Annotated in this window: 16 protein-coding genes; 4 read left to right on the forward strand and 12 right to left on the reverse strand. The window is 70.5% G+C overall.

Annotation, left to right across the window (positions count from 1 at the left end; translation table 11 throughout):
• Positions 1-255: 255 nt before the first annotated feature.
• The 8 genes from pntB to ABD073_RS09850 form a co-directional block, all read right to left on the reverse strand.
• Positions 256-1,671, reverse strand: a complete 1,416-nt coding sequence (gene pntB, locus ABD073_RS09815; RefSeq protein ID WP_343874139.1) for a Re/Si-specific NAD(P)(+) transhydrogenase subunit beta — start codon at positions 1,669-1,671, stop codon at positions 256-258.
• 1 nt (position 1,672) lies between these two features.
• Complete coding sequence (locus ABD073_RS09820; protein WP_343874141.1) at positions 1,673-3,220, reverse strand: Re/Si-specific NAD(P)(+) transhydrogenase subunit alpha; 1,548 nt, start codon at positions 3,218-3,220, stop codon at positions 1,673-1,675.
• Between the two features lie 77 nt (positions 3,221-3,297).
• Positions 3,298-4,455: an aminotransferase class I/II-fold pyridoxal phosphate-dependent enzyme gene (locus tag ABD073_RS09825; RefSeq protein WP_343874143.1), complete on the reverse strand. Its 1,158-nt coding sequence runs from the start codon at positions 4,453-4,455 to the stop codon at positions 3,298-3,300.
• 49 nt (positions 4,456-4,504) lie between these two features.
• On the reverse strand, positions 4,505-5,326 hold the full coding sequence (locus ABD073_RS09830; RefSeq protein ID WP_343874145.1) for a hypothetical protein: 822 nt from the start codon (positions 5,324-5,326) through the stop codon (positions 4,505-4,507).
• 163 nt (positions 5,327-5,489) lie between these two features.
• On the reverse strand, positions 5,490-7,229 hold the full coding sequence (sppA, locus tag ABD073_RS09835; RefSeq protein WP_343874147.1) for a signal peptide peptidase SppA: 1,740 nt from the start codon (positions 7,227-7,229) through the stop codon (positions 5,490-5,492).
• A gap of 74 nt (positions 7,230-7,303) precedes the next feature.
• Complete coding sequence (locus ABD073_RS09840) at positions 7,304-7,498, reverse strand: hypothetical protein (protein ID WP_343874149.1); 195 nt, start codon at positions 7,496-7,498, stop codon at positions 7,304-7,306.
• A gap of 21 nt (positions 7,499-7,519) precedes the next feature.
• Positions 7,520-7,735 carry a signal peptidase I gene (lepB, locus tag ABD073_RS09845; RefSeq protein ID WP_343874151.1) on the reverse strand — a complete coding sequence of 72 codons (216 nt, stop codon included), beginning with the start codon at positions 7,733-7,735 and terminating at the stop codon, positions 7,520-7,522.
• Positions 7,732-8,055 carry a S26 family signal peptidase gene (locus tag ABD073_RS09850; RefSeq protein WP_343874152.1) on the reverse strand — a complete coding sequence of 108 codons (324 nt, stop codon included), beginning with the start codon at positions 8,053-8,055 and terminating at the stop codon, positions 7,732-7,734. The genes lepB and ABD073_RS09850 overlap by 4 nt, the downstream gene beginning before the upstream one ends.
• 137 nt (positions 8,056-8,192) lie before the next feature.
• On the opposite strand from ABD073_RS09850, the gene ABD073_RS09855 reads away from it, so the two are divergent.
• Together ABD073_RS09855 and ABD073_RS09860 are read left to right on the forward strand one after the other, a co-directional pair.
• Positions 8,193-9,056, forward strand: coding sequence for a pseudouridine synthase (locus ABD073_RS09855; RefSeq protein WP_343874583.1), 864 nt, complete (start codon positions 8,193-8,195; stop codon positions 9,054-9,056).
• An 83-nt stretch (positions 9,057-9,139) separates the two neighbouring features.
• A complete protein-coding gene (locus ABD073_RS09860) occupies positions 9,140-10,795 on the forward strand; it encodes an ABC-F family ATP-binding cassette domain-containing protein (RefSeq protein ID WP_343874154.1) in 1,656 nt (551 codons plus the stop codon).
• Between the two features lie 15 nt (positions 10,796-10,810).
• Here the strand turns inward: ABD073_RS09860 and ABD073_RS09865 are convergent, their stop codons facing one another.
• Together ABD073_RS09865 and ABD073_RS09870 are read right to left on the reverse strand one after the other, a co-directional pair.
• A complete protein-coding gene (locus ABD073_RS09865; RefSeq protein ID WP_343874156.1) occupies positions 10,811-12,127 on the reverse strand; it encodes an MFS transporter in 1,317 nt (438 codons plus the stop codon).
• Positions 12,120-12,545, reverse strand: coding sequence for a MarR family winged helix-turn-helix transcriptional regulator (locus tag ABD073_RS09870; protein WP_343874158.1), 426 nt, complete (start codon positions 12,543-12,545; stop codon positions 12,120-12,122). Before ABD073_RS09870 ends, ABD073_RS09865 begins: the two co-directional genes overlap by 8 nt.
• A gap of 78 nt (positions 12,546-12,623) precedes the next feature.
• Between ABD073_RS09870 and ABD073_RS09875 the strand changes: the two genes are divergently transcribed.
• Entirely contained in the window at positions 12,624-12,983 is a 360-nt protein-coding gene (locus ABD073_RS09875; RefSeq protein ID WP_343874160.1) for a DUF2200 domain-containing protein, read from the forward strand.
• Between the two features lie 112 nt (positions 12,984-13,095).
• Here ABD073_RS09875 and rarD read toward each other — a convergent pair whose 3' ends face one another.
• Positions 13,096-13,986: an EamA family transporter RarD gene (gene rarD, locus ABD073_RS09880; protein WP_343874162.1), complete on the reverse strand. Its 891-nt coding sequence runs from the start codon at positions 13,984-13,986 to the stop codon at positions 13,096-13,098.
• Positions 13,987-14,046: 60 nt separating this feature from the next.
• Here rarD and ABD073_RS09885 point away from each other — a divergent pair, with 60 nt between their 5' ends.
• Complete coding sequence (locus ABD073_RS09885) at positions 14,047-14,730, forward strand: HAD family hydrolase (protein WP_343874164.1); 684 nt, start codon at positions 14,047-14,049, stop codon at positions 14,728-14,730.
• A gap of 6 nt (positions 14,731-14,736) precedes the next feature.
• On the opposite strand, the gene ABD073_RS09890 is transcribed toward ABD073_RS09885, so the two are convergent.
• On the reverse strand, positions 14,737-15,411 hold the full coding sequence (locus ABD073_RS09890) for a transaldolase family protein (RefSeq protein ID WP_343874166.1): 675 nt from the start codon (positions 15,409-15,411) through the stop codon (positions 14,737-14,739).
• Positions 15,412-15,427: the final 16 nt, after the last annotated feature.

Here is a 15,427-nt window from a genome sequence, read left to right on the forward strand (position 1 = left end):
AACCTCGACCCCATGCGCCATCACAACCCCTCCTCACAGAACCGTTGCGCTGACCACATGAATCCGCCAGCCGATGTGGGGCGAGATCCTGGATCGACGGAGCGATTTTCAGGGTTCGAGCCGGGACACCATGGCCGCCGCCACCCCGGACAGGACGGACGCCGCCACCCGGATGGGTGACGGCGTCGGTCGAGGATGGGCTCGGGCCCTGATGGCGGTTCGGGCCCTGATGGCGGTTCGGGCCCCGAGGGCGGTTCAGGAGCCGATGGCGGCCCGGTCGGCGCCCTTGGGCAGGGCGGCCAGGATGTCCTGGACGGTGGCCTTGGCGTCGCCGAAGCACATCGAGGTGTTCTCCCGGAAGAAGAGCGGGTTCTGCACGCCGGCGTAGCCAGCGCTCATCGAACGCTTGAAGACGATCACCTTGCGGGCCTCCCAGACCTTCAGCACCGGCATGCCCGAGATCGGCGAGCCCGGCTCCTCCGCGGCGGGGTTGACGGTGTCATTGGCACCGATCACCAGCACCACGTCGGTGTCGTCGAAGTCATCGTTGATCTCGTCCATCTCCAGCACGATGTCATAGGGCACCTTGGCCTCGGCCAGCAGCACGTTCATGTGGCCGGGCAGGCGGCCCGCGACCGGGTGGATGGCGAAGCGCACCTTCGTGCCGTTGGCCTCCATGGCGCGGGTGAGTTCCGCCACAGGGTACTGGGCCTGGGCCACGGCCATGCCGTAGCCGGGAGCGATGATGACGCTCTTCGCATCGCCCAGCGCCTCGGCCACCTCGCCGGCCGACATTTCGGTGTGCTCACCCTCGATGGCCGCGGCGACGGTGGTGTCGTCGCCGAAGCCGCCCAGGATCACCGAGATGAAGGAGCGGTTCATCGCCTTGCACATGATGTAGCTCAGGATGGCGCCGGAGGCTCCCACCAGGGCGCCGGTGATGATCAGCACGTTCATGTTGAGCATGAAACCGCTGAAGGCGGCCGCCCAGCCGGAGTAGGAGTTCAGCATCGAGATCACGACGGGCATGTCCGCGCCACCGATGGAGGCCACCAGGTGGATGCCCAGCAGCAGCGAGACGATGGTGATCAGCACCAGCGGCAGCAGCGAGGGCGCCTTCACGAACCAGACCGTCATCACGATGGTCGCCACCAGTGCGGCCAGGTTGAGCAGGTTGCGGCCGGGCAGGGCCAGCGGCTTGGAGGCGATCTTGCCGTTCAGCTTGCCCCAGGCGACGATCGAGCCGGTGAAGGTCACCGCACCGATGAAGATGCCCAGCGCCACCTCGGTGAGGTGGAAGGCATTGGAGTGGGGTGCGTCGAGGTAGGAGTTGAAGCCCACCAGCACCGCCGCGGCACCGACGAACGAGTGCAGCAGGGCGATCAGCTCGGGCATGCCGGTCATCTCGACCTTCAGCGCCTTGCGGACGCCGACCGCACCGCCCACCAGGACCGCCACCAGCAGCAGGGCCACGGCGCCGAGGTCGGCACCGTCGCCCTTGATGTCGGTCCAGCCCATGGAGAAGTTGGTGGCCACCAGGGCCAGCAGCATGCCGAGCACACCAAGCGCATTGCCGCGCTTGGCGGTCTCGTGCTTGCTGAGGCCCTGCAGCGCCATGATGAAGAGCAGGCCGGAGACGATGTACGTGGCCGTGACGAAGTTCTGCAGCATGTCAGGCCTCCTTCCGGAACATCTGGAGCATGCGGTGGGTGACGGTGAAGCCGCCGAAGATGTTGATGCTGGCGATCAGCACCGCGACGAAGCTGAGGATCTTGACCGCCCAGTTGTCGCTGCCGAGCTGCGTGATGGCACCCACCACGATGATGCCGCTGACCGCATTCGTGACGCTCATCAGCGGGGTGTGCAGGGCGTGGGTGACATTCCAGACCACGTAGTAGCCCACCACCACGGCCAGCGCGAAGATGCCGAACAGGGAGACGAAGCTGGTGGGCGCCACGGTCAGCAGCGCGATCAGCGCCAGCGAGGCGATGCCGATGGTCACCACCGGCTGCCACCAGGGCTTGGGCTTCTTCGGGACCGCGACGGCGGCAGGGGTCTCGACGGCGGCCGCCGGCGTGGTGGCGGGTGCCGCGGAGACCTGGATCGGGGGCGGCGGGAAGGTGATCTCGCCGTCGCGCACGATGGTCATGGTGCGCACCACCTCGTCGTCGAAGTCGACGACGAGCTGGCCGTCCTTGGCCGGGGTCATCAGCTTGAGCGCGTTGACCAGGTTGGTGCCGTAGAGCTGGCTGGACTGGCCGGGCAGTCGGCTGGCGAGGTCGGTGTAGCCGATGATCGTGACGCCGTTGGCGGTGGTGTACTTCTCGCCGGGCCGGGTCAGCTCGCAGTTGCCGCCACCGAGGGCGGCCAGGTCGACGATGACCGAGCCCTCCTTCATGGAGGCCACCATGTCCGCGGTGATCAGCTTCGGCGAGGGGCGCCCGGGGATCGCGGCGGTGGTGATGATGATGTCGACGTCCTTGGCCTGCTCCGCGTAGAGCTCGGCGGCGCGGGCGGCGAAGTCGTCGCTGGCCTCCTTGGCGTAGCCGTCGGTGCTGACCTCCTGGGAGGCGCCGCGCACGTGCAGGAAGGTGGCGCCCATGCTCTCCACCTGCTCGGCGGTCTCGGGCCGCACGTCGGTGGCGCGCACGATGGCGCCCATGGCGTTGGCGGCGCCGATGGCGGCCAGGCCGGCCACGCCGGTGCCGGCCACCAGCACCTTGGCCGGCGGCACCTTGCCGGCGGCGGTGACCTGGCCGGTGAAGAAGCGGCCGAAGGCGTGGGAGGCCTCCACCACGGCGCGGTAGCCGGAGATGTTGGCCATCGAACTGAGGGCGTCGAGCGCCTGGGCGCGGGAGGTGCGCGGCACCATGTCCATGCTCATGGCGGTGATGCCCTGGGCGGCGAGCCGCTCGGTGAGCTCGGGGGTCTGGCGCGGGTGGAGGAAGGTGATCAGCACCGCGCCGGGGCGCATGGCGGACAGCTGCTGCTCGTCGGGCTCGTTGACGCCGAGCACGATGTCGCTGGACCAGACGGTCTGCGCGTCGACGACGCGGGCGCCGGCGGCCTCGAAGGCTGCATCGGAAGCACTCGATCCCTCACCGGCGCCGTGCTCGACCACGACCTCGTAGCCCAGCTCCTGCAGCGCGGTGACGGTCTTCGGTGTTGCCGAGGCCCGGTTCTCCCCGGGCCTGGATTCTCGTGGGACACCAATTCGCATGGTGCGACCCTAACGACGAGATGTTCCCCGGAGGCCACCGGGGTGCAGGAATTGTCGTTGTCACGTTCCAAGACGCGTCATTGTCCTGCCGACAGGCCCTTCAACCGCTCCACGGCCGCTTCCAGGGTGCTGCGGGACTTGCACTGCGCGAGGCGGATCCACGCCTGGTGCTCTCCCGGCGCGGGATGGCAGAAGGCGCTGTACGGGATGGCGACGACGCCCACCCGGGTGGCCATCTCGCGGCAGGCGCGGGCAGCGTCGCTGATGCCCAGCGCCGAGGCGTCGGCCACCGTGAAGTAGCCCGCATCCGGCACGAAGGGCTGCAGTCCCGCGGCCCGCAGCCCGTCGACCAGCAGGTCGCGGCGCTGGCGCAGGCTCTCGCGGGTGCGCGCGAAGACCTCGTCGGGAAGGCCCAGGCCGACGGCGACAGCCGGTTGCAGCGGGGCGGCATTGGTGAAGGTGAGCCACTGCTTGACGCCCTCCACCCGGTCCACCAGCTCCGCGGGGCCGCTCAGCCAGCCCACCTTCCAGCCGGTCACCGAGAAGGTCTTGCCGGCGCTGGAGATGGTCAGGGTTCGCTCGAAGCCACCGGGCAGCGAGGCCACCGGCACGTGCGGCGCCTCGAAGCAGAGGTGCTCGTAGACCTCGTCGGTGACGATGGTGGCGCCCACCCGCTCGGCCGCCTCCACCACCGCCTGCAGCTGGTCGCGCCGGAACTGGAAGCCGGTGGGGTTGTTCGGGTTGTTGAGCAGGATCACGCGGGTGCGCGCGGTGACCGCGGCGGCCAGCTCCTCGGCGTCCAGCTCGAAGCGGGGCCCGTCGGGGCCGTCGATCCGCCGCAGCCGGACGGTGGTGTGGCGGGCGCCGCAGAGCTGGATCACGGCAGCATAGGCGTCGTAGAAGGGTTCCACGGTGAGCACCTCGTCGCCCGGCCCGGCCAGCGCCATCAGGCTGGCCGCCAGCGCCTCGGTGGCGCCGGCGGTCACCATCACCTGGCTGTCGGGGTCCAGCTCGATGCCCCAGAAGCGTCGCTGGTGGGCGGCAATCGCCTGGCGCAGCTCGGGGATGCCGCGGCCGGGCGGGTACTGGTTGCGCCCCTCCAGGACGGCCCGACGGGCCGCCTCGAGGATCTCGAGGGGCCCGTCGTCGTCGGGAAATCCCTGGCCGAGATTCAGCGCGCCGGTGGCGGTGGCCAACGCGCTCATCTCGGCGAAGATGGTCAGCTCCCGGGTCATGCCCAGCAGCGTCTCACACCATCGCGAGCGCTCGGCGCCACGCCCACGCTCAGGCCAGGCGCACCAGGCTGCGCGCCAGGGTGTCCTCGATGGCCCGGGAGTCGGCCGTGGCCGGCGGGTTGTCGATGCTGCGGATGCTGATGATGGCGACGTGGGTACCGGTGGCCACAACGCCGGTGGAGACCGCGAACTTCGTGCCCGTCTCGCCGTCGGTCAGGTTGAGCGTGACGGTACGGGCGGTGCGGCCGCCGGGGAAGGTCAGCGGGGTGGCCTTCTCGGTGAAGTTGGTCAGCAGGTCGGGGTTCTGGGTGGTCATCCGCTTGCCGCAGCCGGTCAGTCCGGCGCCCATCTTCTCCATGGCGGCGACGGCCTGGGCATGGCTGGCGAAGGAGGCGATGCTGGCGCCGCCGGTCATGTTTCCCTGGGCGTCGGCGTACTCCCGGGTCCAGATGGTGTTGGGCTTGAAGCTCTCCCAGCCCATCGTCTGGCAGGCGGCGACGGGGGCCTGGCCGTCGCCCTGGTAGGTCTCGCCGGGGGTGAAGACCTGGTCACCGAAGACCAGGTCCTGGCCGGTGGGCAGGTTGGCCCGGCTGACCGGCGTGGCGGCCTCGGTGCTGCGGCTGGCCGAGGCGGAGCCGGTGGCCTTGCCCCCGGCAGTGTTGCCGCCGCTGCTGCCCTGGCCCGAGGGCAGGGCCGCCTCGACGTCGCTGGAGTTCGTGGCGGTGGCGCTGGGGCTGCCCGGGGCTGGCGCGCTGGTGGCGGGCTGGCTGGTGCTCGGGGTGGTGGCGGGTGAGGCGGTGCCGCAGCCGGTCAGGGCGAGGGCGACGAGGGCGAGGCCGCCCAGTGCGGCGACCGGGGACGTGCTGCTCATGATGACCTCCTGGGAAGCGGCAGGCCGCGGGTGGGTGACCCCGCGGCCCGGAGCGTGTGCTCACTCCTAGTACGCAGCCATCCACCGGGTGGTTGCACTTCCCGCGGAAATTTCCTGGCCAGCGAGGGGTGGCCACCATCCCTGGCGCCCGACCCCTGGGCTCTCAGCCCAACTGGATGGCCGGGGCCAGCAGCGGGGCGGTGAGGAAGCCGTCGATCCGCACGCCGAGTCGGTTGGCCGCCAGCGCGAGCAGCCGCTCGAAGCCGGTCGAGCCGTCCAGCGTGGCCGCCAGGGCTTCGGCCCCTTGGCCGCCGACGGACTCGGTGGAGGTCGCCGGGCGGAACTGGTCCAGCGGCCCGAGCGCCGGGTAGGGGCGCACGTGGGTACGGGATCGGGTCAGCCCGGCCAGCTCGCAGGCGCGGTCGATGGCCAGGTCCATGCCACCCAGGTGGTCCACCAGCCGGCGGTCCAGCGCGTCGGCACCGGTCCACACCCGGCCTCGGGCGATCGGCTCCAGCTGCTCCAGCGGCATCGAGCGGTCCTGGGCGGCCTTGCTGGTGAAGTCGGCGTAGATCCGGTCCAGCGAGGCGTGGAAGCGCTCCCACTGCTCGTCGGTGAACCACTCGTCGGAGGCCATCATCCCGGCATTGCGGCCCGAGTCGATGCCCTCGTGCACCAGGCCGAGCTTCTCGTAGGTGCGGCGGGTGACGAACTTGCCGCCCACCACACCGATGGAACCGGTCAGCGTGGCCGGGAGCGCGACGATCTCGTCGGCGGCCATCGAGACGTAGTAGCCACCGGAGGCGGCATAGGTGCCCATCTGCGCCACCACGGGCTTGCCGGCCTCGCGCAGCTGGTGCACCGCGCGCCAGATGGAGTCGCTGGCCACGGCCGAGCCGCCGGGCGAATCGACATGCAGCACGACGGCCTTGACCTTGTCGTCGCGCTGGGCGGCGCGCAGGCTCTCGCAGACCACGTCGGCACCGGTGTCGCCCTGTCCAGACATGCCCCCGGGACGGCCGCGGCCGGAGACGATACCGCCGCGCAGGCTGACCACGGCCAGCGTCGGTTGCTTGCGCTGCACCAGGTCGTGCGCCATCTGCTCGGCGGGATTGCGCGAGTTCCAGCGGTGCACAAAGCGCAGCTGCTCCACCTCCGCGTCCCAGGTCTTGAGGGCGTGGGCCATGGCCTGGTCGCGGTAGCCGAGCTGGTCCACCAGACCACGATCGAGGGCCTGCTGCGGGGTGAGCGGCGAGTTGTCGACGGCATCCCAGACCTGCTGCTCGCCCAGGCCGCGGCGCTCGGCGACGATGGCGACGAAGCGGTGCGCCAGCGAGTTGGCGAGCGCCTGCATCATCTCCCGGTTCGGCTCGGTGACGTGGTCTGCGGAGAACTGGTCACCGGCGGTCTTGTACTCGTGGCGCTGGCTGAACTGCGGGTCGACGCCCAGCTTGCCCAGGGCTCCCTTGAGCAGGGTGATGCCGACGTGCACGCCGCCGATGCCCAGCTCGCCCGAGGGTTGCATCCACAGTTCCTGGCAGTGGGCGCCGACAAGGTAGGTGGGCAGGGCGTTGGCGAACTCACCGAAGCTCTCGCTGAAACCCAAGGTGGGCTTGTGCTCGCCGAAGGCGGCGATGGCCAGGGCCAGCTCCTGCGCCTGGGCCAGGCCCAGCCCGGACTCCCCCAGGTGCACCACCAGCCCGAGCACGTCGTCGTCGGTGGCGGCCTCGCGCAGCCGCTCGCGCAGCGCCTTCATGCTGGGGGCGTTCATCGCCTTCAGCGCGGCCATCGGGTTGGTGGGCGGCGCCACCAGCACGCCGCGTGCCAGGTCGATCTCCAGCACCACCTTGGAGCCGTTGCTGCCGCCCACGAACTTCTGCTTCACCATCGAGACCAGGTCCATGTCCCGAGCCTAGGTGGCGCCACCGACAGAGCGAAGGGCCCATCGCTCTCGGCGGAGGCGACCTGCGCCGCCTCTCAGCAGTCCGTCACGCCGTCGCGCACCGCGGGGGCAGCCGGGGCCGGGCCAGCCGGGCCGGGGACGGAGCCGAAGGCACCAGGGAGGGTGAACCTGCGCCACCGGTCGACGGGTGCCACGGTGGCGACCACCGGGCCCACCACGGCCTCCAGGTCCACGAAGCCGGCCATGCCGGCCGGCTGTCCAGCGGTCACGGGATCGTCCAGGTGGCACCGTCAGTCGGCCGAGTTGTCGCGGTGGTCTCCCATCACGAAGATCCGGCCGGCGGGCACGGTCACGTCGACGTCGAACTCCGAGGGCTTCACGGTCTGACCGTCCGGGAGCCGGTAGAGGTAGTCCTCCTCCTGCAGCGGATGCCCGTTGACCTGGACACGCCCGTGGTCGTCGCAGCAGGAGACCCGATCTCCCGGCAGGCCGATCACGCGCTTCACCAGGTGCCCGGTGCCGCTGGCGGGGGCAGGCCGATGGCCTCCGCGCCGCGTCGCAGGGCACCACGGCGGTCGGCCTGGGGTGCGAGCCACCCCGCGCGATCCTCGAAGACCACGATGTCGCCACGATGCACCTCACTCACGCGTGAGGCCGCGACGCGGTCCCCCACCGCCAGGGTGTTCTCCATCGAGCCCGTGGGGATCACGAACATCTGTCCCACGAAGGCGCGCAGCAGGGCCGAGATGACCAGCGCCAGGACCACCACCACCAGCAGCTCACCGAGCATGCCGGCCCACCGTCGCCGTCCACGCACCTCCGACATGCCTGCTCCTCGCGCTCATGGAAATGCCGCCAGCCTAGGGCGACTAGGCTCCCGGCATGCCCCGTTCACCGCTCCCGCTGCGCCACGGCCTCAACTCGGCCTGGGTCCGCACCCCGCGCGAGCACGACTGGGCCACCATGCGCGACTGGCTGGTGCACAAGATCCCGCGGCTGGAGGCGCAGCGGATCGACGAGATGTTCGCCGAGCAGCGCTTCGTCGACGAGGACGGCGTGCCGATCCCGATCGACGCACCCTTCGCGCACCACCGCTTCATCTTCTTCCACCGCGACCTGCCCGACGAGACGCCGCCGCCCGGCGAGCTGCTGGTGATCCACCGCGACGAGCGGCTGGTGGTGCTGGACAAGCCCCACTTCACCTCCACCATCCCGCGCGGCCAGCACGTGGTGCACTCCGCCGTGGTGCGGGCCCGTCGTGAGCTGGACCTGCCGGAGCTCTCCCCGGCTCATCGGCTGGACCGGCTCACCGCAGGGGTCCTGCTGTGCACCACGCGGCGGGAGTTCCGCAGCGCCTACCAGCAGCTCTTCGAGAAGCGCCTGCCACGCAAGACCTATGAGGCGGTGGGCCGTTTCCGTGAGGACCTGGAGTTCCCGGTGGAGGTGAGCAGCCACATCCGCAAGGAGCGCGGGGTGCTGCAGGCCGTGGAGGTGCCGGGCGCCGAGCCCAATGCCCACACCCGGATCGAGCTGCTGGAGGATCGTGAGGACGACGAGCTCGGCCCGATCGGGCGCTACCGGGTGAGCCCCACCACCGGCAAGACCCATCAGATCCGGCTGCACATGAACTCGCTGGGCATCCCGATCGTCAACGATCCCTTCTACCCGGTGGTGACCGAGCAGGAGCTGGACGACTTCACCCGCCCGCTGCAGCTGCTGGCCCGCGAGCTGCGCTTCGTCGACCCCTACGACGACTGCGAGCGGGTCTTCACCTCCATGCGCACCCTGGAGGCCTGGCAGCCCGGCGACCCCGCGAAAACCGGTTGACGCCGCGCCGCGACCTGCGCTGTGCTGGAGCCATGTGGATCTGACCTCTCGCCATCACCCACCACCAGCGATCGAGGTCTCCCATGCCAGCTTCCCTCCACATCCGCGGGCTCGCCGCCTCCTACGGCGCCCGCCCCCTGTTCTCCGGGCTCGACCTCGACGTCACCGCCTCCAGCGTCGTGGCGCTGATCGGCCCCAACGGCTCCGGCAAGTCCACCCTGATGCGGATGGTGGCCGGGCAGCACCCGGTGGAGTCCGGCCGGATCTGGACCACCCCGCCGGATGCCAGCATCGGCCACCTGCCGCAGTCGGTACCGCAGGCCGACGAGTCGATCCTTGACTATGCGCGACGCCGCACCGGCGTGGCCGCCGTCGACGAGCGCTACGAAGCCGCCAGCCGGGCGCTGGGCGAGGGCCTGCCGCACTCCGAGGACGAGTTCAGCGCTGCCCTGGAGGCCTGGCTGGCGCTCGGCGCCCCCGACCTGGACGTGCGCCTGGCGCAGGTGCTGGCCCGGCTCGGCCTCGACGTCGACCTGGACCGCCCGCTGGGCAGCCTGTCCGGTGGCCAGGCGGCGCGTGCCTCGCTGGCCTCGGTGCTGGTCAGCCGCTTCGACGTGCTGCTGCTGGACGAGCCCACCAACAACCTGGATGCCGACGGCCTGGCACTGCTCACCGACTTCGTCACCGGCGTGGAGGCTCCGGTGCTGGTGGCCAGCCATGACCGCGCCTTCCTCGACGCCGTCGCCACCCAGGTCTGCGAACTGGACCTGCCGCAGCAGAAGGTGCACCTGAGCACCGGCACCTGGAGCGAGCACCAGGCTGCCAAGGCCCTGGCCCGCCAGCAGCTGGTGGCCGAGCACGAGGCGTACCAGGCCAGGATCGACCACCTGGCGCAGCAGGCCCGCAGCCAGGCGGAATGGGCCGAGAAGGGCCGGCGTGGCATCGCCGCCAAGCTCAGCTCCAATGCGGGGTCCCGCTCGCTGGCCAAGTGGGACGAGGACAAGGCGGGCAAGCAGGACCAGAAGGCCGCCCGGGCCCGTGCGGCGGTGGACCAGCTGGAGGCCCCCGAGGAACTGCGCAAGCAGTGGAGCCTGCGCTACCGGATCTCCGAGGCCGACCCGTCGGCCGACGTGGTGCTCACCCTGGACGCGGTGGCGGCGCAGGCCGGCAGCTTCGTCGTCGGACCGCTGAGCTGCCACGTTGAGCGGGGCGACCGCGTGGCGCTGGTGGGGCCGAACGGTTCGGGCAAGACCACCCTGCTGCAGGCGGTGCTCGATCGCACGGCCCACACCGGCCGGATCAGCTGGGGTGCGCGCACCAGCGTCGGAGTGCTCGACCAGGAGCGCAGCACCATCGGTGGACCCGAGCCGCTGCTGGACCGGGTGATGACCAGCCTCGGCACCCGGGATGCGGCGGAGACCCGGACCCTGCTGGCCAAGTTCGGTCTGGGGGCCGAGCACGTGCTGCGCCCGTGCGACAGCCTGTCGCTGGGGGAACGGACCCGCGCCGCACTGGCCGTGCTGCAGGGACGGGCTGTCAACGTGCTGGTGCTCGACGAGCCCACCAACCATGCCGATGTCGAGGCCATCGAGCAGTTGCAGGAGGCCCTGGTGGCCTTCGGCGGCACGATCCTGCTGGTGAGCCACGACCGCGTCCTGCTGGACGCACTGGGCACCAGCCACGAGTGGCGCTTCACGCGCGAGGGCGACCGGGCCCGGGTGGAGGTCGTCGTCCGCTGAGGCCGGGCGCCGGGCTCAGTCCGCCTCGGCGGAGACCTGCGCGGCGCGCACGTCCTCGACGGTCCACACCTGCACCCGGGGCGGCCAGCCGGCGCGCAGCCGCAGCCGGACCCCGCGTTCACGCACGAACCAGGCCAGTACGCCGACGAAGGTGAGCCCGGTGGCCAGGGCACCCACCCAGATGGTCCAGCGCGGGCCGAAGGCGTCACCCACCCAGCCGATCAGCGGCGCCCCCAGCGGGGTGCCGCCCATGAAGATGGCCATGTAGAGCGCCATCACCCGGCCGCGGACCTCGGGATCACTGGCCAGCTGCACGGTGGCATTGGCGCAGGTCATCATGGTCAGCGCGCACAGCCCGGTGGGGATCAGCAGCAGCGCATAGCTGAGGTAGGTGGGCGCAGCCCCGAGCAGGGCGGTGCAGATGGCGAAGCCGCCCAGCGCGGTGAGCAGGATCCGCAGCCGGGGACGCTGGCGTCGGGCCGCGATCAGCGCGGCGGCCAGGGTGCCGATCGCCATGATGGAGCCCAGCAGGCCGTACTCACCGGGCCCCTTGCCGAAGACCTTGGTGGCCATCAGCGCATTGGTGATCTGGAAGTTCATGCCGAAGGTGCCCAGCACGAAGACCATCAGCAGCACCACCATGATGTCCGGGCGGCGCAGCACGTAGCGCATCCCCTCACGCACCGCGCCCTTGCCGTTCTTGCGCATCGGCGCCGGCGACAGCTCGTCGGAGCGCATGAAGAAGAGCGAGGCCAGCACCGCCAGGAAACTGACCGCGTTGACGGCCATCGCGGGCGCCACGCCCCAGGCGGCGATCATCAGGCCGGCAAGGCCGGGGCCGAGCAGCCGGGCGCTGTTGAAGGAGGCGGAGTTGAGTCCCACCGCATTGCTCACCAGGCCCAGCGGCACCATCTCGCTGACGAAGGCCTGCCGGGTGGGGTTGTCGAAGGCGGTGACCACGCCGGTCAGGAAGGCCAGCACGAAGACGTGCCACAGCTCGGCCTGCCCGGTGGCCACCAGCAGGAACATCGCCAGGGCGTTGAGCCCCAGCAGGGCCTGCGTGATCATCAGGATGCGGCGCTTGGGAAAGCGGTCGGCGATCGAGCCGGCATAGGGCGCCAGGAAGGGAATGGGCAGGAACTGCAGCCCGGTCACGATGCCCAGGGCGGAGCTGGAGTGGTCGGTGAGGATGGTGAGCACCAGCCAGTCCTGCGCCACCCGGTACATCCAGGTGCCCACATTGGAGACGATGGCGCCGCTGAAGAAGAGCCGGTAGTTGTGGACGGCGAAGCTGGCGAAGGTGCTGCGCGGGGCGGCGACGGCCTCACTCATGGGCAGCCACCTCCAGCAGCAGGTCGGCGGCCTGGCGCAGCAGCTGCAGCTGGTCGGGCTCCAGGCTGGCCAGATGCTGCATCATCCAGCTGTCGCGCTCGGCGATGGTCTGCTCCACGACGCGCTCCCCCTCCGCGGTGGGCACGACGAGCAGCTGGCGGCCGTCGTCGGGGTGGGGCTGCTTGGTGACCAGACCCAGTTCCACCAGGCCGTTGACGGTCCGGGTCATCGACGGGGTGCTGACCCGTTCGCGCTCGGCCAGGGCGGTGGGCGTGGCCGGCTCGTGGTGGACGCGCACCAGCACGCTGAACTGGTGCGGTGCGACGGCCTGGGTGCCCTCGAAGCGGACGCGTCGTGCGATCCGCTGGCAGGCCAGGCGCAGGTCATTGGCAAGGTCGGGGAGATCAGGTTCTGTCATCACTGATTAGCCTAGCTCATTAGTTCTGCTAACCAAATCCACCCTCTAGGCTCGTCGCACCCCGACGACAGGAGCACCATGGCCGGCCACCGCATCTTCTCGATCCCGCTCGCCGAGATCTACCCGCACTACCTCACCAAGGCCGCGAAGCAGGGTCGCGGCCAGGCCGAGGTGGACCAGGTGATCTGCTGGCTCACCGGCTACGACGTCGAGGGCCTGCACCGCGCCGTCGAGGAGGGCACCAGCCTGGAGGACTTCTTCGACCAGGCCCCCGCCATGAACCCTGACGCCTCGCTGATCACCGGTGTGATCTGCGGCCACCGGGTGGAGGAGATCACCGACCCGCTGATGCAGCAGATCCGCTGGATGGACAAGCTGGTCGACGAGGTGGGACGCGGCAAGAAGATGGAGTCCATCCTGCGCTCCCCCAAGCCCTGAGACCCCGCCCGGAATGCACGACGGATCGACCAGATCTCGCCACGATCCACCCGATCAGCCCCATTCCAGGGCCTGGGCGCCAGATCATGGCGGATCCTGGTCGATGCCGGCCTCAGGCCGGCCTTGCCAGGCTGCGCAGCGCGCCGTAGAGGTAGGTGACCGAACCGCACCAGACCAGCACCAGCCCGACCCAGAAGTGGGATCCGACGTGCTGACCGAAGACGAACAGGCCCAGCAGGAACTGGATGGTGGGGGTGATGTACTGCAGGATTCCCAGCGTCCCCAGCGGGATGCCGGGGGCCGCCACCGCGAAGAGCCAGAGCGGGACCGCGGTGAGCACGCCCGCCACCACCAGCAGCAGCGCGACCCGCGGGGAGTGGAGCCAGGCGGCGCTTCCGCTGGCCGCCAGCCAGCCCATCCAGCCCAGCGACAGGGGCGCCAGCAGACCGGACTCCATGGCCAGCCCCTGCAGGGCGGTGACCCGGGCATGCTTCTTCACCACGCCGTAGAGCCCGAAGCTGACGGCCAGCAGCAGCGAGATCCACACCGTGCGCCAGGCCTCCGAGGCCGCCACGGCGACGCCCAGCAGCGCCAGCAGGCAGCCGATCTGGCCGGGCCGGCCCATCCGCTCGCCGAAGACCAGCATGCCCAGCGCCACGCTCACCAACGGGTTGATGAAGTAGCCCAGCGAGGCCTCCACCACGTGGCCGGAGTTGACCGCCCAGATGTAGGTGAGCCAGTTGACGGCGATCAGCGCTGCCGCCAGCAGCATCACCCGCCAGGTGCCGTCACGGAAGACGGCGCGCAGCCAGCCCCAGTCCTTGCGCTGCAGCAGCAGCACCGCCACCACGAAGACCAGGCTGAACAGCACGCGGCCCGACAGGATCTCCAGCGCCCCGGCCGGCTTGAGCAGCGGGAAGAAGAGCGGGAAGGCGCCCCACATCAGGTAGGTGCTGAATCCCGCCGCCAGCGCCGTCCGACGACTGCTCACCTGCTCGCTCATGTTCTCCCCTGCTGGACGTCGGCCACCCAGTCTGCTCCTGGTGGCGCGACAATGGTGGCCATGTCCACCACCCAGCAGTCCCGTCCCTTCGCCGCCGTCGTCTTCGACATGGACGGCACCCTGGTCGACACCGAGCCGGTCTGGGACCAGGTGCGCCGCCAGCTGGCCGAGGAGGACGGTGTGCCGTGGCCCGAACAGGCCACCGCCGCGATGATGGGGATGAGTACCCAGGAATGGAGCAGTTACCTCAGCGAGCAGGTGGGCCTGCGCTCGGATGCCGAGCAGTCGGCCCGGCGCACCATCGACGCCCTGGTGGCCCGCTACGAGGCCGGAACCATGGAGGTGCTGCCCGGCGCCCGCGAGGCGGTGGCGCTGGCGGCCTCCCGCGGCCCGGTGGGCATCGCCTCCTCCTCGCCGGTGGTGCTCATCGAGGCCGGGATGCGGCTGCTGGGGATCACCGAGGTGGTGAAGGCGCACGTCTCCACCGAACAGGTGGGCCGCGGCAAGCCGGCGCCGGACGGCTACCTGCGCTGCTGCGAGCTGCTGCAGGTGGACCCGTCCCGTTGCCTGGCGCTGGAGGACTCCAGCAACGGCATCCGCTCCGCCCTGGCCGCCGGCATGACCACCGTCGCGGTCCCGCAGCCCTTCCACCGCCCCGACGACGAGCTGCTCGACCGGTGCGCCGCCGTGCTCGACGACCTCACCGGCTTCGACCAGGCGCTGCTGGAGCGACTGGCCCGCTGAGCCGGATCACCCCAGCACGGCCGCCATGTCCTGCTCGAAGTCCTGGACGGCCTGGCTGGTCAGCGGGTCCTCGTAGAGATCGGCGATCACGGCGGGGGGCAGGGTGAAGACCCTGACGCCAGCATCCACGAGGTCCATGACCTGGGCCGCGCTCTTCACGGAGGCCGCCATCACCAAGGGGCCAGACCCGTCCTGCGGAATGGCGCTGGTCATGGCCCGGATCTCGGCCAGGGCCTCGCGGCCCGCCACCGCCATCCGGTTGTAGTACGGGGCCAGGTAGCGAACGCCCAGGGCCGAGGCGATGACGGCCTGCTTGGCTGCGTACACCGCGGTCATCAGGACCGGCACCTGCTGCTGGTGCAGGCGGGCCACCAGTTCGGTGCCCCAGGGCGTGACCGGTACCTTCATCACGGCCTCCGGGACGGCGTCGACCAGGCGCATGGCGCTGGCGTACTGGGACTCGACATCGTCACCCCAGACCTGGAAGCAGACCTCTCGTCCCTGCTCACCACGGGCCCAGCGCGCCACCTCCACGATGTCGTCGGGACCGAGGCCGGCGCGGCGCAAGAGGGTGGGATTGGTGGTGACACCGCTGACGATTCCCGAGCGCAGCCAGGGCTCGGCCTCGCTGCGCACGGCGCTGTCGACGAAGATCCTGATGGGTACTGCTGTGCTGGTCATGATGCTTCCTTGTCTG

It is taken from the genome of Luteococcus peritonei, assembly GCF_039526385.1.
Taxonomy (GTDB): domain Bacteria; phylum Actinomycetota; class Actinomycetes; order Propionibacteriales; family Propionibacteriaceae; genus Luteococcus; species Luteococcus peritonei.